The following is a 17410-nucleotide window of genomic DNA, read 5'->3' on the forward strand; positions in this document are numbered from 1 at the left end:
ACGGAATAAAAGTTTGCGAGGCCCTGGCCATTTGGCCAGAGCCTCATTTTGTAAGGATGATTTTTCTGGGACGGGGATTAAATAATCATTGTGTACCGAATGATTATTTAATCCCCGTCCCAGAAAAATCATCCTCGAAGTAACTAAAAGAGCCCCGTCCCAGGTGAGCTAGGTGAGAAGTTGGGCCATGGCGTTGACGAATTTTTGGACTTGGAGGGTGGGCTCGAGCGGGTAGTGCAGAAAGACCGGCACCTCACGGCCGCACAGGAACGGCACGCCCACAAAGGCCGGGTGCACCCCCGACCACGCCCCGCAGGTGAGCACCGCGTCGCCCTTTTCCTCCGCCTCGTTAAAGAGCGCAAAGTCAAAGCTGTCCACGTCGATCACGTCCACGCCGCCGTCGGCCAAAAGATCGATGCGCAGACTGTCCATGGCGTCGTTGCCGTGGCGAAGCACGCGCAGGCGCATGCCCTCCAGGTCGGCGACCGTGATGCGCGTCTTGCGCGCGAGGCGGCTTGTGCGGGGCACATCAATATAAAACGGCACGTTGACGATGCGGAGCTTTTGGCAGGCGTCGCCCCAGCGCGGGGTCGAAAAACTCGACTGCACCACATCCACCTCGCGCCCCAGGCTGCGCATGACGGTTTCACGCTCGTCATAGAGGTCGCTCACCGGCACAATCTCAAAGCGCAACGACGGCTCAAGCTCGTGCACGTCCGTCCACATCGACAGCGTCTGGCGCCCCGGGCACATCATCGACACACCCAGGCGCACGGCACCGCCATCGCCCGCCGCGCGTCGGGCACGGCGCAGGGCGTCCTCGGACTGGCGCATGATCGAGCGCGCGTCGTCCACCAGCAGAGCACCCGCCGGCGTCACCTTGACGCCCGAGTGCGAGCGCTCGAACAACGTGATGCCAAACTCGGCCTCGAAGCCCGACACCTGCTTGACGAGCGCCGGGGTCGACACGCGCAATTTTGCCGCCGCACGCGAGAAGCTTCCCAGCTCCGCAGCGGCCGATATGGCCTCAAGTCGTCGATCGTACACGTCAATCTCCCGTTTTCGCGCCCGTGACCGCATGGTGTCACAGGGGGTTGTTTTCGCAGGTCACGCGCTCAATTGAGAATAAACTGCATCGCACGTTGTAAACCTACGGTTAACGCCATTCTAACAAATATGCAATTCACCTGCGCAAATTCAAAGCATACGATAACCAGCGAAAACCACGTGGGTCGAGTAATGGGAGCGGCCCACAGGGAGGTACAAGAAGGGAAGTTCCTATGAGCAACTGGCTTAAGCTCGAGGGCGATGTCTGCGCTGTGACCGGCGCGCTCGGCGGCATGGGCGTCGAGATCTGCCGCGAGTTCGCCCGCAACGGCGCCAACGTCGTCCTGCTCGACTTGGACGAGGAGAAGGTCAAGGCCGCAGCTGCCGACCTCGCCGCCGAGTTTGGCATCCACGCCGAGGGCTACAAGATGAACGCCACCGACGAGGCCGAGGTTCAGGCCGCCGTCGACGCCACCATCGCCGACTTCGGCCGCGTCGACGCTCTCGTCAACACCGCCGGCATCCTGCGCTTCGCCGCCATGGAGGACCTGCCGCTGAGCGACTGGGAGCAGGTGCTCAACGTCAACCTCACCGGCTACTTCATCACCTCGCAGCGCTTTGGTCGCGAGATGATCAAGGCCGGCCAGGGCCGCCTGGTGCACATCTCGACCGTTGCCAGCCACTCCCCCGAGACGTTCTCGGGTGTGTACAGCTCCACCAAGGCCGGCGTCAACATGATGTTCAAGATGCTCGCCGCCGAGTGGGGCCCCTACGGCGTCCGCTCCAACTGCGTCGAGCCCTGCTTTGTCAAAACCCCCATGTCAGCAAGCTTTTATGCCGACCCCGAGGTCGAAAAGAGCCGCAGCCGCCTGATCGCCACGCGTCGCATCGGCGAGGTCAGCGATATCGCCAACGCCGTCATGTTCCTGGCGTCCAAGCGCTCGGACTTTACCACCGGCGACGCCATCAAGGTCGACGGCGGCTTCTCCAATATGATGGGCGACCTCACCGCCAAGCCCGGCGGCCGTCGCGCATACGCCGACAACTATCTCAAGAACAAGGGCGTCGAGCTTTGGTCCGACGAGTCCGGCGTCGCAAAGCCGACCGACCAGTAAACCAGCCCGATAGGGAGGCCCCGCGGACGTGTCCGCCCCTCCCTGCGCATCGATTAGAAAGAGTCCAATGGCTTCCACCAACTCCAACAAGGGTCGCGCCGTCGTGCTTTCCGCCGCGTGCGTCACTATGTTCTTCATCAGCTCCATCGCGCTGTATTCCGTCGTGAGCAAGAACCTGCTCGCCGTCTACCCCGAGTGGTCCAGCGCCCTTACCTGGGCTTTCCCGGTCTTTCAGACCATCATGGCCGTGACGGGTATCTTCGCCGGCCGCATCTCCGACAAGATCGGCCCGCGCAACGTCGTTATCGCCGCCGCCGTGTGCTACGGCCTGGGCTGGTTCATGTCCGGCACCGTCACCGAGCCGTGGCAGTTCTACCTGTGGTTCTCGCTCGTTGCCGCCGTCGGCAACGGTCTGGGCTACAACCCGGCGCTCACCACCGGCCAAAAGTGGTTCATCGACAAGAAGGGTCTCGCCTCCGGCATCACCCTGGCCGCTTCGACCGCCGGCCCCGCTGTGCTGTCCCCGGTGCTCGCCTCGCTGCTCATCCCAAGCCTGGGAATCTTTGGCGCCCTTAAGGCGCTCGGCGTTATCTTCTTTGTGATGATCGCCGCCTCCGCCCTGTTCCTGAAGGCCCCCGAGGCCGGTTGGCTGCCCGAGGGCTTCGAGGCCCCCAAGGGTGGCGCACATGCCGGCACCTTCGGCGACCTCACCCCGGGCGAGATGGTCAAGACCCCGCGCTTCTGGGTCCTCATCGTCACCTTCGCCTTTGCCGCCACCGCGGGTACCCTGCTCGTGGGCAAGGTTGCCTCCATCGCCGCCGTCCAGCTCTTCGCCGACCCCACGAGCGCCGCAGCCGTCGCCCTCGGCGGTGTGGTGGTCTCCGTCAACACCTGCGCCAACCTGGTTGGCCGCCTGTCCTTTGGTCAGATCATCGACAAGCTCGGCGCCTACAAGTCGCTGCTTATCAGCCTTGTCGTCACCATCGTCGCGCTCGTCATCATGTCGATGAGCTTTACGCAGAGCATGTTCTTTGTGGCACTCGCCCTGCTCGGCTTTAGCTTTGGCGCCCTGCTCGTCATCTACCCGCCGCTCACCGGTGGCGCCTTTGGTACCAGCAACATCGGCGTCAACTACGGCATCATGTTTTTGGGTTATGCCGCTTCCACCTGGATCAGCCAGCCCATCACCGCCGTGCTGTATCACGCCGAGGCCGGCAGCGCCGCCTACCAGCAGTCCTTCTACGGCGCCATTGTGATCGCCGCCATCGCCGTCGTGCTCACCGTCTACATGATGGTCTCCGACAGCAAGAAGAAGTCCGCCTAGTTTTACCGATGCGACGAAGGGACAGCCCCTTTGTCGCATCCCACCGGTCACCAGTATTAAGGAGTCGAAATGTCTGAGCTCAATCCCGTCCGCATTGCCGTCATCGGCGCCGGCGCCATGGGCCGCAACCACATCCGCTTTGTCACCGAGGAGCCCGAGGCCGAGCTCGTCGCCATCGCCGACGCCTTTGAGGGCGCCCGCGCCACGGCCGAGGCCGCCGGCGTGCCGTTCTTTACCGATCCCGCCCAGATGATGGACGAGGTCAAGCCCGAGGCCGTCATTATCGCCACCCCCAACGACCTGCACCTGGGCGTTGCCCGCGAGGCCGTGAAGCGCAATATTGTGCCGCTGGTCGAGAAGCCGATCTCCAACGACCTCGAGGATGCCCAGGCCTTTGCCGCCGAGGCCGAGACCGCCGGCGTGCCCGTGCTCGTGGGTCAGCACCGTCGCCACAACCCCTTTGTCAACAAGGCCAAGGAGATCATCGAGTCTGGCGAGCTGGGCAAGCTCACCGTGTCGAGCTTCCACTACATGATCTATAAGAACGACGAGTATTTCGATGTCGAGTGGCGCCGCAAGAAGGGTGCCGGCCCGATCCTGGTCAACCTGGTGCACGACGTCGACCTGCTCCGCTACCTGCTGGGCGAGCCCGTCGCCGTCCAGGGCATGCAGTCCAGCGCCGCCCGCGGCTTTGAGACCGAGGACTCCGCCGTGGTCAACGTTCGCTTTGCCGACGGCGCGCTCGCGAGCATGACCATCTCCGACGCCACCGCCAGCCCCTGGAACTGGGAGGCGACCGCCCGCGAGGACCCGCAGTACCGCCCCTTCGACGCCGACGCCTACTTTATCGGCGGCACTAAGGGCGCCCTGTCGCTGCCCCGCCTGCACCAGTTCTCCTACGACGGTGCCTCCAACTGGCACAAGCCGCTGCAGATGGAGATTCCGGCCGTCGATCCGGCGCTGCCGCACAAGATGCAGCTCAAGCACTTTGTGAAGGTCGTCCGCCGCGAGATCGAGCCCGTCGTGACCCCCGCCGATAACGTCAAGACGCTCACGCTTCTCAACGCCATCAAGGAGGCCGCCGAGACCGGCCAGCTCGTCGAGCTGTAACGCCCCAGGGCGGATTGCGGCAAACCCCCTACCGAGTCCCTCGGTCCGCCCTCAACAAGCCCCTCTTCTTTGCCCCGCGAGCAGCCTCCTGCCCGCGGGGCTTTTTGGGCTACTTTGAGGATGATTTTTCTGGGACGGGGATTTAATAATCATCAGGTACACAATGATTATTAAATCCCCGTCCCAGAAAAATCATCGGGTAGGCCGGACGCCAAAAGTAGCTAAAAGAGCCCCGTCCCAAAATGACTACTTGGGTGGAGTGGCGGGTGGTATCCTTGGTAGCCCTGTGCTGCAAACGCACCCTAAACGCAAGGAGTCCCATGGATCTTATCGCCCAGCTCGCCCGCGAGCTCAACCTTAAGGCCGCTAACATCGAGGCGGCCGTCAAGCTCATCGACGAGGGCAACACCATCCCCTTTATCTCGCGCTACCGCAAGGAGGCCACGGGCGGCATGGACGACGTCGCCCTGCGCGCACTCGACGAGCGCCTGTCCTACCTGCGCAATCTTGAGCAGCGCAAAGAGGACGTCATTCTGCTCATCGACGCCCAGGGCAAACTCACGCCCGAGCTCGAGCAGCAGATTCGCGAGGCCACGCAGCTCCAGCGTGTCGAGGACCTCTACAAGCCCTACCGCAAAAAGCGCATGACCCGCGCGCAGAAGGCCCGCGAGGCAGGCCTGGAGCCGCTTGCCAACATGATCATCATGCAGGCCTCGGCCAAGGGCAGCGCACTCGACGCCGCCGCGGCCTACGTCAACGAGGAGGCCGGCTTCGACACGCCCGAAAAGGCGCTCGCCGGCGCGGCGGACATCGTGGCCGAGACGGTGGCCGAAGACCCCGAGAACGTCGCCGACCTGCGCGCCTTTACGCAAAACACCGCCGACATCATCGTCGAGGCCACCGACCCCGCCGAGAAGACCCCCTACGAGCCGTACTACAGCTATGATGAGCCGCTGCGCCGCATCCCCAACCACCGTGTGCTGGCTATCGACCGCGGTGAGCGCGAGGGCAAGCTCCGCGTGCGCGTGAACGTCGACGGCGTTGCCGCCACGGCACGCCTCGGCAGCCGTTGGCCCCGTCGCCAGGGCGTCTTCGCGCCCGTCTTTGACGCCGCCATCGCCGACGGCTACAAGCGCCTCATGGCCCCCTCGCTGGAGCGCGAGGCCCGCGCCAAACTCACCGTCCGTGCGCAGACCGAGGCTATCAACGTCTTTGCCAAGAATCTCGAGGGCCTGCTCTCGGCACGCCCCGTCCGTGGCGCCCGCGTGCTCGCGCTTGATCCGGGCTACCGCACCGGCTGCAAGGTCGCCGTCATGGACGAGACCGGCAAGCTGCTCGACCACGGCGTGGTCTACCCCACCAAGCCGCGCCACGACGTCGCCGGCACCAAGCGCGAGCTCGCCCGCCTCGTCAAGAAGGACAGCGTCAACACCATCGTCATCGGCAACGGCACCGCCAGCCGCGAGACCGAGGAAGTCGTTTCGGAGTTCATCGCCGAGCAGGCGTCCAACCTTCGCTACACCATCGTCAACGAGGCCGGCGCATCGGTGTACTCCGCCTCCGAGCTCGCCAGCCAGGAGTATCCCGACCTGGACGTCACCGTGCGTGGCGCCATGAGCCTGGGCCGCCGCCTGCAAGACCCGTTGGCAGAGCTCGTCAAGATACCTCCTCAGTCCATCGGCGTGGGCCAGTACCAGCACGACCTTGACCAGGCCGAGCTTTCGCGCACCCTAGGCCATGTGGTGGAGGACGTCGTCAACCGTGTGGGCGTCGACGTAAACACCGCGAGCGCAAGTCTGCTGGGATACGTATCGGGTATTACGCCGAGCGTGGCCAAAAACATCGTGGCCTACCGCGAGGAAAACGGCGCCTTTACCGATCGCCGTCAGCTCAAGAAGGTCCCCAAGCTGGGACCCAAGGCATATCTCAACGCCGCGGGCTTCCTGCGCATCAGCGGCGGCAAGAACCCGCTCGACGCGACAAGCGTCCACCCCGAGAGCTACGAGGTTGCCACGTCCGTCCTGGAGCGCGCAGGCGTTGCGGCAAGCGAGCTCAGCCGCGGCGGCGTGCCCGATATCGAGCGCCGCTTGGGCAGCATCTCGGCGCTGGCAAGCGACCTGAACTGCGGTACCCTGACGCTCATCGACATCGTCAACGAGCTCAAGAAGCCCGGCCGCGATCCGCGCGACGACGCGCCCGAGGTGGTCTTTAGCCGCTCGGCGCTTTCCATCGACGACCTGGAGCCCGGCATGGAACTCAAGGGCACGGTGCGCAACGTCGTCGACTTTGGCGCCTTCGTCGACGTGGGCGTGCACCAGGACGGCCTCGTACATATCTCCAAGCTGGCCAACCGCTTTGTCAAGCACCCGAGCGACGTGGTGCGCGTCGGCGATACGGTCAAGGTGTGGGTCGAGAAGGTTGATCGCGATCGCAAAAAGATTTCGCTCACTATGGTGCAGGGGAAGTAACCGCCAAAGCAAAGGTACCCCCTCTCGCGATGTGCAAAATCGCGAGTATTCTGCAATTTCCGCCGCTCCAAACGCCCCTCAGAGGCAATAAAGTCAAAAACAGCCCCCGTTTTAGCGTCGTCAGAGCCAAAACGGGGGCTGTCCCATGCTTCGGTTAACTGGTAAAAGCCTTTACCTTGCTGAATACTCTCAATTTTGCACGTCGCAGGCGGGGGTACCTTTGCCTACGGCAGGATATGGAAGCCGAGTGCTAACTTGCCGGCAAGTTCGTGTCGGCAGCCCCGGCCTTTTCTTTGCCTAGCGCGACCCTCGCGAAGCGCGTGAGCGATAGGGAAAGGAAAGCCGGGGCGAGCAGCCCGCGGCGTAGTCAGCGTTCGCGTTACGGCAGGATATGGAAGCCCAAAGCGGCGATATCCTTGGCAAAGCCGCGCACGGTGTCGAGCGAGACCTCGTACGGGTCACGACCGATGTTCTTGCGCTTGGCCAGGATGCTGTTGGGCACCGTGATGATCTGGCAGCCACAGGCCTCCGCCTGGTAAATGTTGATGAGCTCGCGCGTGGACGCCCACAGGACCTCGCAGTTGGGCTTGGCGGCGGCCTTCTTGACCGACTCCGTCATAAACGGAATGGGGTCGACGCCGGTATCGGCGATGCGACCGGCAAAGAGCGAAATGATGGACGGCGTCTCGGTGTCAACGGCCTCGACCATCTCATCGACCTGCGTAGGCGTAAAGATGGTGGTGACGTTGACCTTGATGCCGTCGGCGGAAAGCTTACGCACCGACTCGGCGGTGGACTCGCCTTTGGTGGTCACGCACGGGATCTTAACGTAGACGTTCTCGGCCCAGGTAGCGATCTCGCGGGCCTCGGCCTCCATGGTCTCGACGTCGTCGGCAAAGACCTCAAACGAAACGGACACATCGGTGATGTGGGCCAGGACCTCCTTGGCAAACGCGCGGTAATCCGTCACGCCGCCCTTCTTCATAAGGGACGGATTGGTCGTGAAACCCTGAACGTTGCCGTTCTCGTACATGTCGAGCATGCCCTCGAGGTTTGCACCGTCAGCGAACACCTTGATTGCCATCTGCCTGATTCCTTCCGTTTGCATACGGGCGTTGACTGCTAAACACTTTATCTACGTTTATCAGGGCGTGAACTGCGGTTTTTTTATCTTCTCGGCGAACGGTTTTGCAGTTTTACCATTTTTATATCGACGCCCCAGCGGCAAAACGTTTTTGCCGCTCATTGCGTTTGATTCCGTTCACGGAACAGAAGCAGCGCCTCGCCGGCTCATATTCACAATCGCTCCAAAGCAAAAAGCGGTGACGCCTCATTTGAGACGTCACCGCTTCCGTGTAGGAGCCGGTTATCGGAGCTCCGCCCGATTAGGGCTTAACGTATGCCTGGATTACTCTTCCTCAACGTGATTGATCACAGCACCCTTGGTGTGGATGAAGTTGGGGACGAAGGCGACGATCAGAAGGACAGCAAGAATCGCGTAGACACCGGTGGTACCGAAGGCCTCGGCAGCGCGGCCAAGCGTAATACCAATGACGGAGAAATCGAAGTCGCCGAACGTAGTGTTCTTGAAGCCAAAGACGTCAAGAACGGGCAGGAGCAGGGCCGGGGCGAAGGTGATGAGCAGGCCGTTGACGAAAGCGCCAAGAGCTGCGCCCTTGCGACCGCCGGTAGCATTGCCGTAGATGCCTGCGGTAGCACCGCAGAAGAAGTGGGGAACCATGCCCGGGATGATGAAGATGCCCAGGGTAGCGCCCACGATGAACATACCGACCACGCCACCGATGAAGGATGCGACAAAGCCGAGGATGACGGCGGTGGGAGCATAGGGGAAGAAGACGGCGCAGTCGACGGCGGGGATGGCACCGGGGATCAGCTTGTTGGAGATGCCCTGGAAAGCCGGGACCAGGTCGGCAAGGATCATACGAACGCCGTTATAGACGATGGTGACACCAACGGCAAAGGACAGGGCACAGGTCAGGGCATAGACAATCACGTTGTCGCCGCCAGCGGTCTTGGTAACGACCGCAGGATCTGCGATGTAAGCGGCGAAAGCGGTAACCAGGTAGAAGAAGGCCATGGTAAGAGCCGTGGAGATGGTAGTGTCGCGCAGGAAGGCGAACTTCTCGGGAACCTCGATCTTCTCGGTGCTGTTCTCCTCGGCGTCCTTAGCAAAAAGCGTACCGACTGCAGCGGAGATGTAATAGGCGAGTGAACCGAAGTGGCCCATGGCGATTTCATCGCCATCGGTAACCTTCTCGGTGAAACGCTGACCAACGGCGGGAAGCATAGCGCTCACGAGGCCCAGGAACATGCCGCCCACGATGACAAGCTGGACATCCTGGAAGCCAGATGCCTGCAGAACGGCAGACAGCAGGCAGGCCATAAACATGCTGTGATGGCCCGTCAGGAAGATGTACTTAAACTTGGTAAAGCGGGCAATGATAATGTTCACGACATAGCCGAGAATCAGGATCATCATGGTCTGAACGCCGAGGACGCTCTGAGCCATCGAAACGACGACCTCGTTGTTGGGCACGACGCCGGTGATGTGGAAACCGGTCTCGATGAAGGTACCCAGCGGAGCAAGGTTCTCCTGAACAACAGCGGCGCCGGCGGACAGCATGATGTAACCAAGAATGGGCTTCAGGGTGCCCGTCATCACCTTGTGGGCAGGACGCTTAAGCGCGACAAGGCCCACAAAGGCAAATAGACCCATAATCCACGCTGGCTTGGTCAGAATCGATTGGATAAACTCAAGTATGGGAAGGATGGCTTGCATCTGCGCTTCCTTTCTCTCTAACGTGGGCGCGTTTCCCTCTTCCACAGGGAACCGCCCTTTTTTGTGCCGCTTTAGGCGTTAGCGGCGGCCGCCTTGATTGCCTCGAGGGCGTCTTCGCGGATCTTCTTCTTGTTCACATAGCTGCGAACGATCACGACGTTGCCGTGGAGCTCGGGGGCGAGTTCCTTAACGGTGATGAACAGATCCGGATTTGCGGAAGAAGCACCGTTCAGGTCCATAGACTCAACGTCGGCCTTGATGCCCTCCTCCTCGCAAAGCTCCTCGACTTTGCCAGCGAGCATCAGGCTGGACCCGATGCCGTTTCCGCATACGGTGATGATATGCATGGCAACCTTCCTCTCCTACACGTGACGGTTTTCCGTCTATCCAAAAGCGGCGACGCATCGCCGTGCCATTAAGGCCTAAAAGAATGAACGCATGGTCTCCAAAACCTGCTCGGGCGTATCGCATGCGCTGAGCTTGGCAACGCAGTCCTCGTCCTCGAACATCTGCGAAAGCTCCGCCAAGCAGCCAAGATGAGCCTTGGGGTCGGGTGCGCAAATACCCACGAGCACGTGAACCGGATCGAAATCCTCGTGTCCAAACGCAATGGCAGGGTCAAGCGTGACGATACAGATCCCCGCTTCACTCACATTGCCATCTGCCTGAGCGTGGGGCATGGCGATGCCCTCTTCCAAGACCATATAGGGGCCGAATTTGTGAACCGATGAAATCATGGCGTCAACATAGCTCTGGTCGCATTTGCCAGCGTCTACGAGCAACTTACCGCATGCCTTGATCGCTTCCTCCCAGTCGGAGGCCTCGACGTGGCAGGCAACAAGCTCGGGCTTAAGAAGATCGGTCAGCATGCTCGTCCCCTACTCCTCGGGCAGGATATGAAAACCAAGCGCCTGAATGTCGCGGGCAAAGCCCTTGACCGTATCAAGCGAGTACTCAAGCAAATCTTTCCCGAAATTCTTGCGCTTGGCAAGAAGGGCATTGGGGACCGTAATGATCTGGCATCCAACGGACTCCGCCTGGAAGATATTGAGGACCTCGCGCGTAGACGCCCAGAGAACCTCGGCAGCAGGCTTAACGGCAGCCTTCTTTACGGACTCCGCCATGAGGGGCAGCGGATCGACGCCGGTATCGGCAATGCGACCGGCGAAGATGGACAGAATAGAGGGGGTCTCGGCAGAGACGGCATCGACAAACTCGTCGACCTGCTCGGGCGTGAAGATCGTGGTGACATTCACCTTGATGCCGTCGGCAGAAAGGCGCTTGACCAGCGCGGCAGTGGACTCGCCCTTGGTGTTGAGCGCCGGGATCTTAACGTAGACGTTGTCTGCCCAGGTTGCAATCTCGCGAGCCTCGGCTTCCATACCAGCCTCGTCGTCGGCGAACACCTCAAAAGAAACCGACACATCGGTAATGTGCTCAAGAACCGTCTTGGCAAAAGCGCGATAGTCAGTCACGCCACCGGCCTTCATAAGGGAAGGATTGGTCGTGAAGCCCTGAACGTTGCCATTGTCATGCATGTCAAGCATGCCTTCGAGGTTAGCGCCGTCGGCAAACACCTTAATCGCCATGTTCGGTCCTTTCTCATCTAGCACTATTGCTATCGAAAGCCTTCTTCTTTGTTTCAAAAGCTTTTCGGTTTTCTTTTATAAACCATTTCAAAAGCTATCGAAAGCTCAATTGTCAACTTTCCGTGAACGGTCGAATATCGGGTGTAAACGTACTTCTTTTGGGCGGCACCTTCAGAATGAGACTCTTTATAGCCCGTCTACGTGTGAACTATCTGCTATACATGAATTTGGGGCATGTCATTCCGTTCATTTGATTCATTCGATTTTGCCTTGTTCTTTTCATATCGATACGTTATATTTCGATTACGAAAGGCGCATCTTTTGCCTTTTGTTCAAAAGGAGCGGTATATGGCATCTACTTCAGACCTTTCACCGGCCGAGCGTCAGAGATTTATCATGAATTGGCTGGCCGAAAAGCCAAATATCTCGGTATCCGACATCGTTCGCCGTTTTTCGGTTTCGGAAGTCACCGCGCGACACGACCTCGTCTCGCTGGAATCCGAAGGCAAGCTGCGTCGCGTACGCGGCGGAGCGGTGTCGCTTTCTCGCTCCAACGCAATCTCGTATCCCGAGGAGCGCATCAATGTCCAAGTCGAGGCCAAGGAGGCCATCGCCGCAACCGCAGCAACTCTTGTTGATGATGGCGATGTTCTGGTAATTGATATCGGCACCACAGGCTTTTACTTCGCTAAGGCCCTCATGGACAAGCGTGAGATCACCATTATCACCGGCGATCTTGCAATCGCGAACTACGCCAGCTTCAATCTCCCCAATGCTTCAGTAGTGCTGCTGGGCGGCTCCGTGCGTAAGGGCCACCTCTATCTCGCGGGCGCACTAACGCTCGACTGCATGAGCAAACTACATGCCGATAAGGCGTTTGTCAGTGCCGACGGATTCCACCCCGACCACGGTTTTACCGTCGAGCACGACTTCTCGGCCATGATCAAGCATTTGTACCTAACCAACTCAAACCAGGGCTACATGATGGTTGACCAGGGAAAGTTCAACAAGACCAGTTTTTATCAGTCCGCGCAGATCGATGACCTCGATGGCATCATCGTTGATGGAGACGACGAGGGCATCATGACGGCGGCGATCGAGAGCAGTCGCAGCCATCCCAAGCTCTATATTGAAAAATAGCTCAAATGGCCGGGTCGCCCCCCCACTGCAGGCGACCCGGCCATTTATTAGATCAACCCAAAGTGGCGCATGGCGGTAACGGTACCGTCGTGTGCGACGTCGTCGGTCACGTAGTTGGCGACCGCCTTGACCTCGGGCATGGCGTTGCCCATGGCAACAGCCGTCTCGACGGCGGCGAGCATGCCCAGGTCGTTGCCCGAATCGCCGAAGCCAAAAGTGCGCGCATTTCCCTCGCGGCCCAGATACGCCAGCGCTCGCGCCACGCCCACGCCCTTGTCGATGCCCTTGGGGCTCAGCTCGCGGTTTGCTTGCTGGGCTCGCTTGGAAGCTCGGCGGTAAACGCGTCTCCCAGTCAATCCGGCACCGCCGAGGCAAACCCCACACGTGCCCGCCAACGCAAAGGTCCGGCGGGACGCACCTAGCATCCCGCCGGACCGTCACTCGTCCAGGAGGCCACCGCGACGAACCTCTAGATCTTCGCAAGCTCCTCGGAGATGACGCGGCAGACGTCCTCAGCCTGAGGCATCACGCCGTACATCTCGAAGAAGCCGTGGTCGCAGCCGCGATAGCGAATCGCGGTGACATCAACGCCCGCATCCTGCAGCCTCTTCGCGAACAGCTCATCCTGATAGCGCAGGTAGTCATACTCGGAAGAGATGATGACCGTGCGGGGGAACGCGCTCACGTCCTCCGCGAACAGGGCAGACACCCTCGGGTCGAGCATCTCCTCCGCATTGCCGTTGGTGTACATCAGCGGCAGGTCATCATTGGCATTGCGAATGCGATCCACCCTGCTCAAAGCCTCGATCCTCTGGTCGTTCACAATCTCATAGAGGTCATAGGACCATTCCTCCGGAACGGGGCCGCCGTCGACGAGCGGATACAGCTCGGCCACGAGCTTGATCCTGTCCACATGGGACCCGTCGAGGACGACGGCGTTGGTCAGGCTTCCGCCCGCGGAGTCGCCAGCCACGGCGATCCGCGTCGCGTCAACACCCAGCTCATCCGCATGCTCGACAAGCCAGCCGAGCGTCTTCACGCAGTCCTCGACGCCACCGGGAAACATCGTTTCGGGAGACAGGCGGTACTCGGGGTAGACCGCAACACAACCCGTTCGCTCCGCGATGTCGCGCAGGCAGTTCTCGTACTGGCCGATGTTGCCAACCATAAAGCCGCCGCCATGGATGAACACGAGCGCGGCAGAACCGCTCTCGTGGCTCTCGGGCGTGAAGACGTGCAGGGGAATGCCCCTGTCGCCAAAATTCATGACGACGGTCTTCTTGGCAACACCCGCGCCCCTCACGACATGGGTCTCCTTGTTGGGCGCGGAGCGCCACGCGATCACGTCCACCGGCCCCGCCGGCGCCGGACCAGCAGCGAGCTTCGCGTGGGCGCGCGCATAGACGCGCGGATCGAGCACGTGCTCGCGCTCATCTCCCGGCACGGGCTTCAGTAGGAGCTTCAGCCCATTAGGCTCGACGACCTCCCTAGCTCCACGCTCAAGGACTTCAAGCTCGGAAGTGGGGTACTTTCTCTCCTCGGCGCCCATGGCTAGCCGATCTTCAGCTCGTCAAGCTTGGCATCAAGCTTGGCCATCTCATCGGCGGAAAGCTCCCACTCGAACGTCTCGCAGTTCTGAACCGCGTGGGCGTCCGTGCGCACGCCAACGAGCGCGGTGCCAACGTACTCCTTCTGGGTGCTCCAGTTCACGGCGACCTGTGCCACGGGTTTGTCGTGAGCCTCGGCTATCTCGTCCATGACCTTGAGCAGCTCCTGGACGCGAGAGAACTTGGGCTCCTGGAAGTAGTCGTAGAAGCCGGCGCGGACGTCGCCCTCCTCGAACTTCGGCAGCGCGCGGAACTTGCCCGACAGGATGCCTGCGCCAAGGGAGCCATAGGTGAAGGAGTCGATGCCACGCTCGTAGCCCCACTTGATGAGGTCCTCGGAGGAGCGGTCAACCATAGAGTAGGGCGGCTGCTGGACATCAATCTGAGCGACCTTCTCGCACTCCTCGATCATCTCGGTCGTGAAGTTGGAGACGCCGATGTGGCGAATCTTGCCCTGCTCCTTGAGGAGCTGGAGGGCGCACATCGTCTCGGAGAACGGGGTCTTAGCGTCGGGCCAGTGCACGAAGTAGAAATCGATGTAGTCGGTGCGGAGGTTGCGCAGCGAGCTCTCGACCTCCCTCATGATGTTCTTGAACGAGGAGTCGCGGTCATAGCCGGCGGCGCTGGTGATCAGGCCAACCTTAGTCGAGAGCAGGTAGCTCTCTCGGTCGATGCCCCTGAGCGCGTTGCCGACGACCTTCTCGGACGTGCCGTTGCCATAGCACGGCGCGGTGTCAATGAGGTTGACGCCGTGATCGAGCATGGTGCGGATGGCGGACATGCTGGCGGCGTCATCGTTCTCACCAAAGGAGTCGCCGCCGATCGCCCAGGTGCCCACGGCGAGCTGGGAGACGTCAACGTCGGAGTTCTTGAGGTGCGTGTAGCGCATATTCTCTCCTTCTAATGGGGCGGCACGCGTCGAATGTCCTCGATCGCGTGCCGCCAGGAATTGCCTTGAACAGGCTTCGAATGATCCGGAAACCGCCTTATACGATGCCCACGAGGCCGAGGACGAGCGCCAGAACCATGATGCCGACCAGGATGATGTTGACGTTCACGTTCTTCTTGCGCAGGAGCCAGAGGACGACGAGAGTAAGTCCCAGGGGCACGATGCCCTTGAAGATCGAGTCGAGGTAGGTCTGGATCATGACGGGGTCGGAGTCTTGAACCGGAATGGACAGGATCGTGTTGAATTGGACGTTCGCCGCAGTCATGGCGCCGATCATCACGAGGCCGATCGTGGAGGTCGCCTTGGTGATGAGCTTCATGAGGCCACCCTCGTACATCTCGGAGATGAAGTTGGTGCCCATGCTGAAGCCGAGGTAGGTCATGAAGTATCGGCAGAGGATCGACGGGATGTTGTAGATCAGCAGGAACATGATCGCGCCGAGGGGCGAGCCGCTCATGGCGAGGTTGATTCCGATGCCGGCGGCGATAACACGCAAGACGCCCCAGAAGATTGCGTCGCCGATGCCGGACATCGGGCCCATCAGGGAGACCTTGATACCGTCGATGGACTCGGTGTCGAAGTCTTCGTGCCGCGAGTTCTCCCTCTCCATGGAGGCGACGAGGCCCATGGCGAACGTGCCGACGTTCTGGGTAATGTTGTACCAAGTCGTGTGACGCTTCATGGCGTCGGCACGGGCCTCGGGGTCATCGGCGTAGTAGCGGTTAAGCGCGGGCTGGACGGAGTACAGCCAGCCGTCGGCGCCAGCCTTGACGGAACCGCCGGCGCAGGAGGCGAACACGGAGAAGGAGCGCAGGAAAATGCTGTTGAGCATCTTCTTGTCTTCAGGGCTCACATTCTTGGTCAGGTTGCTCATGCGAAGAAATCCTCCTCGTCGCTGGTTGCAGAGTCGCCGGAAACGGCCTGGGCGGCTATGCCCTTCTTGGTGAGATCTAAGATCTCCTTGTCGCGGAGGGCGGAGGCCACCGCGATGATGACACCGAGAACCGCGATGGCGATCATCGGGAGACCGAGGTACTGGTAGAGCGTGAAGCCCAGGAAGAAGTAGATGCTAAGCTCGGTGCTCCACAGCATCTGGAGCAGGAGCGCCATACCAACGGCGGGCAGGAGGGCGCCCACGGCGTTGAGGCCGTTCATGACATTGGCCGGAATCTGGTTAACGATGGCGGCAACGGGCTCAGCGCCGAGGTAAACGCCGAGGAAGGCGATGAGGCCAAAGGCAGCGTACTTAACGAACCAGAGAACGAAGTGCTGAAGCGCGAGGCCCTTCTCGTTGCCCTCGGCGGCCATCTTGTCAAAGGTGGCGGCGAAGAACGCAAGGAACACGTTGTTCATGAAGATCGAGAGGAACGCGGTGACGACACCCACGGGAACGGCCAGCGTGATAGCGGCACCCTGGTCGATGCCGGCGCCAACGGTGAAGGCGACGGCGAGGGCGGTCGCAGTAACGGGCTCGGCGGAGATAGCGCCACCGATGTTAACCGCGCCCATGAAGATCGCCTCGAGAGAGGCACCGATGATAACACCGGTCTTGACGTCGCCCATCAGGAGGCCCGCAACGAGGCCCACCACGAGAGGACGCTCGATCATGCACTGACCGAGAACCCAGTTGCCGCCGTAGCAAATCAGCACGGTCAACCAGGCCATTAATGCCAACCCAATCATTTGACTTCCTTTCTTTCATTTCATTTGGCCGCCTGGCCAAATCCCCTTATTTCCCCGCCGCCTCGATCAGACTCTTGAGAGGAGTCTTGGGATTGGATGGGATAAGCTGATGGAAAACCGGAATACCCTGCTCGCAAAGCTCCTTCGCGGCCTCGAGCTCATCCGGGTTGAGCATGATCGTGGAGTTGAGGGCGACCTTGCTATCCGGATCGGACTTGTCGAAGCGGCCGACATTGGCAACGTTCACGCCCTCGATCTTGCCCGGTGCGCCCTTAACGAGCTCAAGCACGTCACGCACGCAGTTGGTGAGCGCGAAGATGCGCATGGAGTCCGCACGCGGATCGTTCGCGATGCGACAGGCATCCGGAACATCCTTGACGAGGAGCTTCTGGCCCGCCGGCGTACCCATGGAAAGCGTCATGCGAAGGGCATCGCTCTCCACGGCGTGCTTGTTGGCGACGATGATCCTGGTGGTGTTGAGCTCCTTGGTCCACACCAGGGCGACCTGTCCGTGAATCAGACGGTCATCGACTCGAACCTGTACAATCATTGTTTCCTCTCTCCCTGCTTGTTAGTAC

At 60.7% G+C, this 17410-nt stretch carries 17 protein-coding genes; 5 read left to right on the plus strand and 12 right to left on the minus strand.

Annotation, left to right across the window (positions count from 1 at the left end):
• Positions 1–168 precede the first annotated feature (168 nt).
• Complete coding sequence (locus DW913_RS03515; RefSeq protein ID WP_233541986.1) at positions 169–1047, minus strand: LysR family transcriptional regulator; 879 nt, start codon at positions 1045–1047, stop codon at positions 169–171.
• Between the two features lie 233 nt (positions 1048–1280).
• Here DW913_RS03515 and DW913_RS03520 point away from each other — a divergent pair, with 233 nt between their 5' ends.
• The 4 genes from DW913_RS03520 to DW913_RS03535 all read left to right on the plus strand — a co-directional run bounded on the left by DW913_RS03520 (position 1281) and on the right by DW913_RS03535 (position 7064).
• On the plus strand, positions 1281–2162 hold the full coding sequence (locus DW913_RS03520) for an SDR family NAD(P)-dependent oxidoreductase (protein ID WP_117797599.1): 882 nt from the start codon (positions 1281–1283) through the stop codon (positions 2160–2162).
• Positions 2163–2229: 67 nt separating this feature from the next.
• On the plus strand, positions 2230–3486 hold the full coding sequence (locus tag DW913_RS03525) for an MFS transporter (protein ID WP_117797600.1): 1257 nt from the start codon (positions 2230–2232) through the stop codon (positions 3484–3486).
• A 69-nt stretch (positions 3487–3555) separates the two neighbouring features.
• Positions 3556–4596 (plus strand): Gfo/Idh/MocA family protein, encoded by a 1041-nt coding sequence (locus tag DW913_RS03530; RefSeq protein WP_117797601.1) that lies wholly within the window; start codon positions 3556–3558, stop codon positions 4594–4596.
• Between the two features lie 320 nt (positions 4597–4916).
• Entirely contained in the window at positions 4917–7064 is a 2148-nt protein-coding gene (locus DW913_RS03535; RefSeq protein WP_117797602.1) for a Tex family protein, read from the plus strand.
• 379 nt (positions 7065–7443) lie between these two features.
• Here DW913_RS03535 and DW913_RS03540 read toward each other — a convergent pair whose 3' ends face one another.
• The 5 genes from DW913_RS03540 to DW913_RS03560 all read right to left on the minus strand — a co-directional run bounded on the left by DW913_RS03540 (position 7444) and on the right by DW913_RS03560 (position 11453).
• A complete protein-coding gene (locus tag DW913_RS03540) occupies positions 7444–8148 on the minus strand; it encodes a transaldolase (protein ID WP_233541987.1) in 705 nt (234 codons plus the stop codon).
• A gap of 324 nt (positions 8149–8472) precedes the next feature.
• The gene (locus tag DW913_RS03545) at positions 8473–9864 is read right to left on the minus strand and encodes a PTS ascorbate transporter subunit IIC (RefSeq protein ID WP_117635569.1); all 1392 of its coding nucleotides are present in this window, start codon (positions 9862–9864) and stop codon (positions 8473–8475) included.
• Between the two features lie 71 nt (positions 9865–9935).
• Complete coding sequence (locus DW913_RS03550; protein WP_022094539.1) at positions 9936–10211, minus strand: PTS sugar transporter subunit IIB; 276 nt, start codon at positions 10209–10211, stop codon at positions 9936–9938.
• Positions 10212–10286: 75 nt separating this feature from the next.
• On the minus strand, positions 10287–10733 hold the full coding sequence (locus DW913_RS03555; RefSeq protein WP_117564351.1) for a PTS sugar transporter subunit IIA: 447 nt from the start codon (positions 10731–10733) through the stop codon (positions 10287–10289).
• A gap of 9 nt (positions 10734–10742) precedes the next feature.
• A complete protein-coding gene (locus DW913_RS03560) occupies positions 10743–11453 on the minus strand; it encodes a transaldolase (protein ID WP_117564350.1) in 711 nt (236 codons plus the stop codon).
• 348 nt (positions 11454–11801) lie between these two features.
• On the opposite strand from DW913_RS03560, the gene DW913_RS03565 reads away from it, so the two are divergent.
• Entirely contained in the window at positions 11802–12593 is a 792-nt protein-coding gene (locus tag DW913_RS03565) for a DeoR/GlpR family DNA-binding transcription regulator (RefSeq protein ID WP_158566183.1), read from the plus strand.
• A 47-nt stretch (positions 12594–12640) separates the two neighbouring features.
• Here DW913_RS03565 and DW913_RS03570 read toward each other — a convergent pair whose 3' ends face one another.
• The 6 genes from DW913_RS03570 to DW913_RS03595 all read right to left on the minus strand — a co-directional run bounded on the left by DW913_RS03570 (position 12641) and on the right by DW913_RS03595 (position 17382).
• On the minus strand, positions 12641–12949 hold the full coding sequence (locus DW913_RS03570; protein WP_304650754.1) for an HAD family hydrolase: 309 nt from the start codon (positions 12947–12949) through the stop codon (positions 12641–12643).
• Between the two features lie 113 nt (positions 12950–13062).
• Positions 13063–14142: an alpha/beta hydrolase gene (locus DW913_RS03575; protein ID WP_117797606.1), complete on the minus strand. Its 1080-nt coding sequence runs from the start codon at positions 14140–14142 to the stop codon at positions 13063–13065.
• 2 nt (positions 14143–14144) lie between these two features.
• A complete protein-coding gene (locus tag DW913_RS03580) occupies positions 14145–15089 on the minus strand; it encodes an aldo/keto reductase (RefSeq protein ID WP_117797607.1) in 945 nt (314 codons plus the stop codon).
• Between the two features lie 97 nt (positions 15090–15186).
• Complete coding sequence (locus DW913_RS03585) at positions 15187–16023, minus strand: PTS system mannose/fructose/sorbose family transporter subunit IID (RefSeq protein WP_117797608.1); 837 nt, start codon at positions 16021–16023, stop codon at positions 15187–15189.
• Entirely contained in the window at positions 16020–16832 is an 813-nt protein-coding gene (locus DW913_RS03590; protein WP_117797609.1) for a PTS sugar transporter subunit IIC, read from the minus strand. Before DW913_RS03590 ends, DW913_RS03585 begins: the two co-directional genes overlap by 4 nt.
• A 46-nt stretch (positions 16833–16878) precedes the next feature.
• Positions 16879–17382 carry a PTS sugar transporter subunit IIB gene (locus DW913_RS03595; protein WP_117635575.1) on the minus strand — a complete coding sequence of 168 codons (504 nt, stop codon included), beginning with the start codon at positions 17380–17382 and terminating at the stop codon, positions 16879–16881.
• Between the last annotated feature and the right edge of the window lie 28 nt (positions 17383–17410).

This window comes from Collinsella sp. AM42-18AC, from assembly GCF_003467965.1.
GTDB lineage: Bacteria > Actinomycetota > Coriobacteriia > Coriobacteriales > Coriobacteriaceae > Collinsella.

Excerpts from the sequence above, each read along its gene's own strand:
- DW913_RS03580 (WP_117797607.1), bottom strand. The coding sequence starts at position 15,089 with ATGCGCTACACGCACCTCAAGAACTCCGACGTTGACGTCTCCCAGCTC.
- DW913_RS03560 (WP_117564350.1), bottom strand. The coding sequence starts at position 11,453 with ATGGCGATTAAGGTGTTTGCCGACGGCGCTAACCTCGAAGGCATGCTT.
- DW913_RS03550 (WP_022094539.1), bottom strand. The coding sequence starts at position 10,211 with ATGCATATCATCACCGTATGCGGAAACGGCATCGGGTCCAGCCTGATG.
- DW913_RS03535 (WP_117797602.1), top strand. The coding sequence starts at position 4,917 with ATGGATCTTATCGCCCAGCTCGCCCGCGAGCTCAACCTTAAGGCCGCT.
- DW913_RS03585 (WP_117797608.1), bottom strand. The coding sequence starts at position 16,023 with ATGAGCAACCTGACCAAGAATGTGAGCCCTGAAGACAAGAAGATGCTC.
- DW913_RS03590 (WP_117797609.1), bottom strand. The coding sequence starts at position 16,832 with ATGATTGGGTTGGCATTAATGGCCTGGTTGACCGTGCTGATTTGCTAC.
- DW913_RS03565 (WP_158566183.1), top strand. The coding sequence starts at position 11,802 with ATGGCATCTACTTCAGACCTTTCACCGGCCGAGCGTCAGAGATTTATC.
- DW913_RS03545 (WP_117635569.1), bottom strand. The coding sequence starts at position 9,864 with ATGCAAGCCATCCTTCCCATACTTGAGTTTATCCAATCGATTCTGACC.
- DW913_RS03540 (WP_233541987.1), bottom strand. The coding sequence starts at position 8,148 with ATGGCAATCAAGGTGTTCGCTGACGGTGCAAACCTCGAGGGCATGCTC.
- DW913_RS03555 (WP_117564351.1), bottom strand. The coding sequence starts at position 10,733 with ATGCTGACCGATCTTCTTAAGCCCGAGCTTGTTGCCTGCCACGTCGAG.
- DW913_RS03525 (WP_117797600.1), top strand. The coding sequence starts at position 2,230 with ATGGCTTCCACCAACTCCAACAAGGGTCGCGCCGTCGTGCTTTCCGCC.
- DW913_RS03520 (WP_117797599.1), top strand. The coding sequence starts at position 1,281 with ATGAGCAACTGGCTTAAGCTCGAGGGCGATGTCTGCGCTGTGACCGGC.
- DW913_RS03595 (WP_117635575.1), bottom strand. The coding sequence starts at position 17,382 with ATGATTGTACAGGTTCGAGTCGATGACCGTCTGATTCACGGACAGGTC.
- DW913_RS03575 (WP_117797606.1), bottom strand. The coding sequence starts at position 14,142 with ATGGGCGCCGAGGAGAGAAAGTACCCCACTTCCGAGCTTGAAGTCCTT.
- DW913_RS03530 (WP_117797601.1), top strand. The coding sequence starts at position 3,556 with ATGTCTGAGCTCAATCCCGTCCGCATTGCCGTCATCGGCGCCGGCGCC.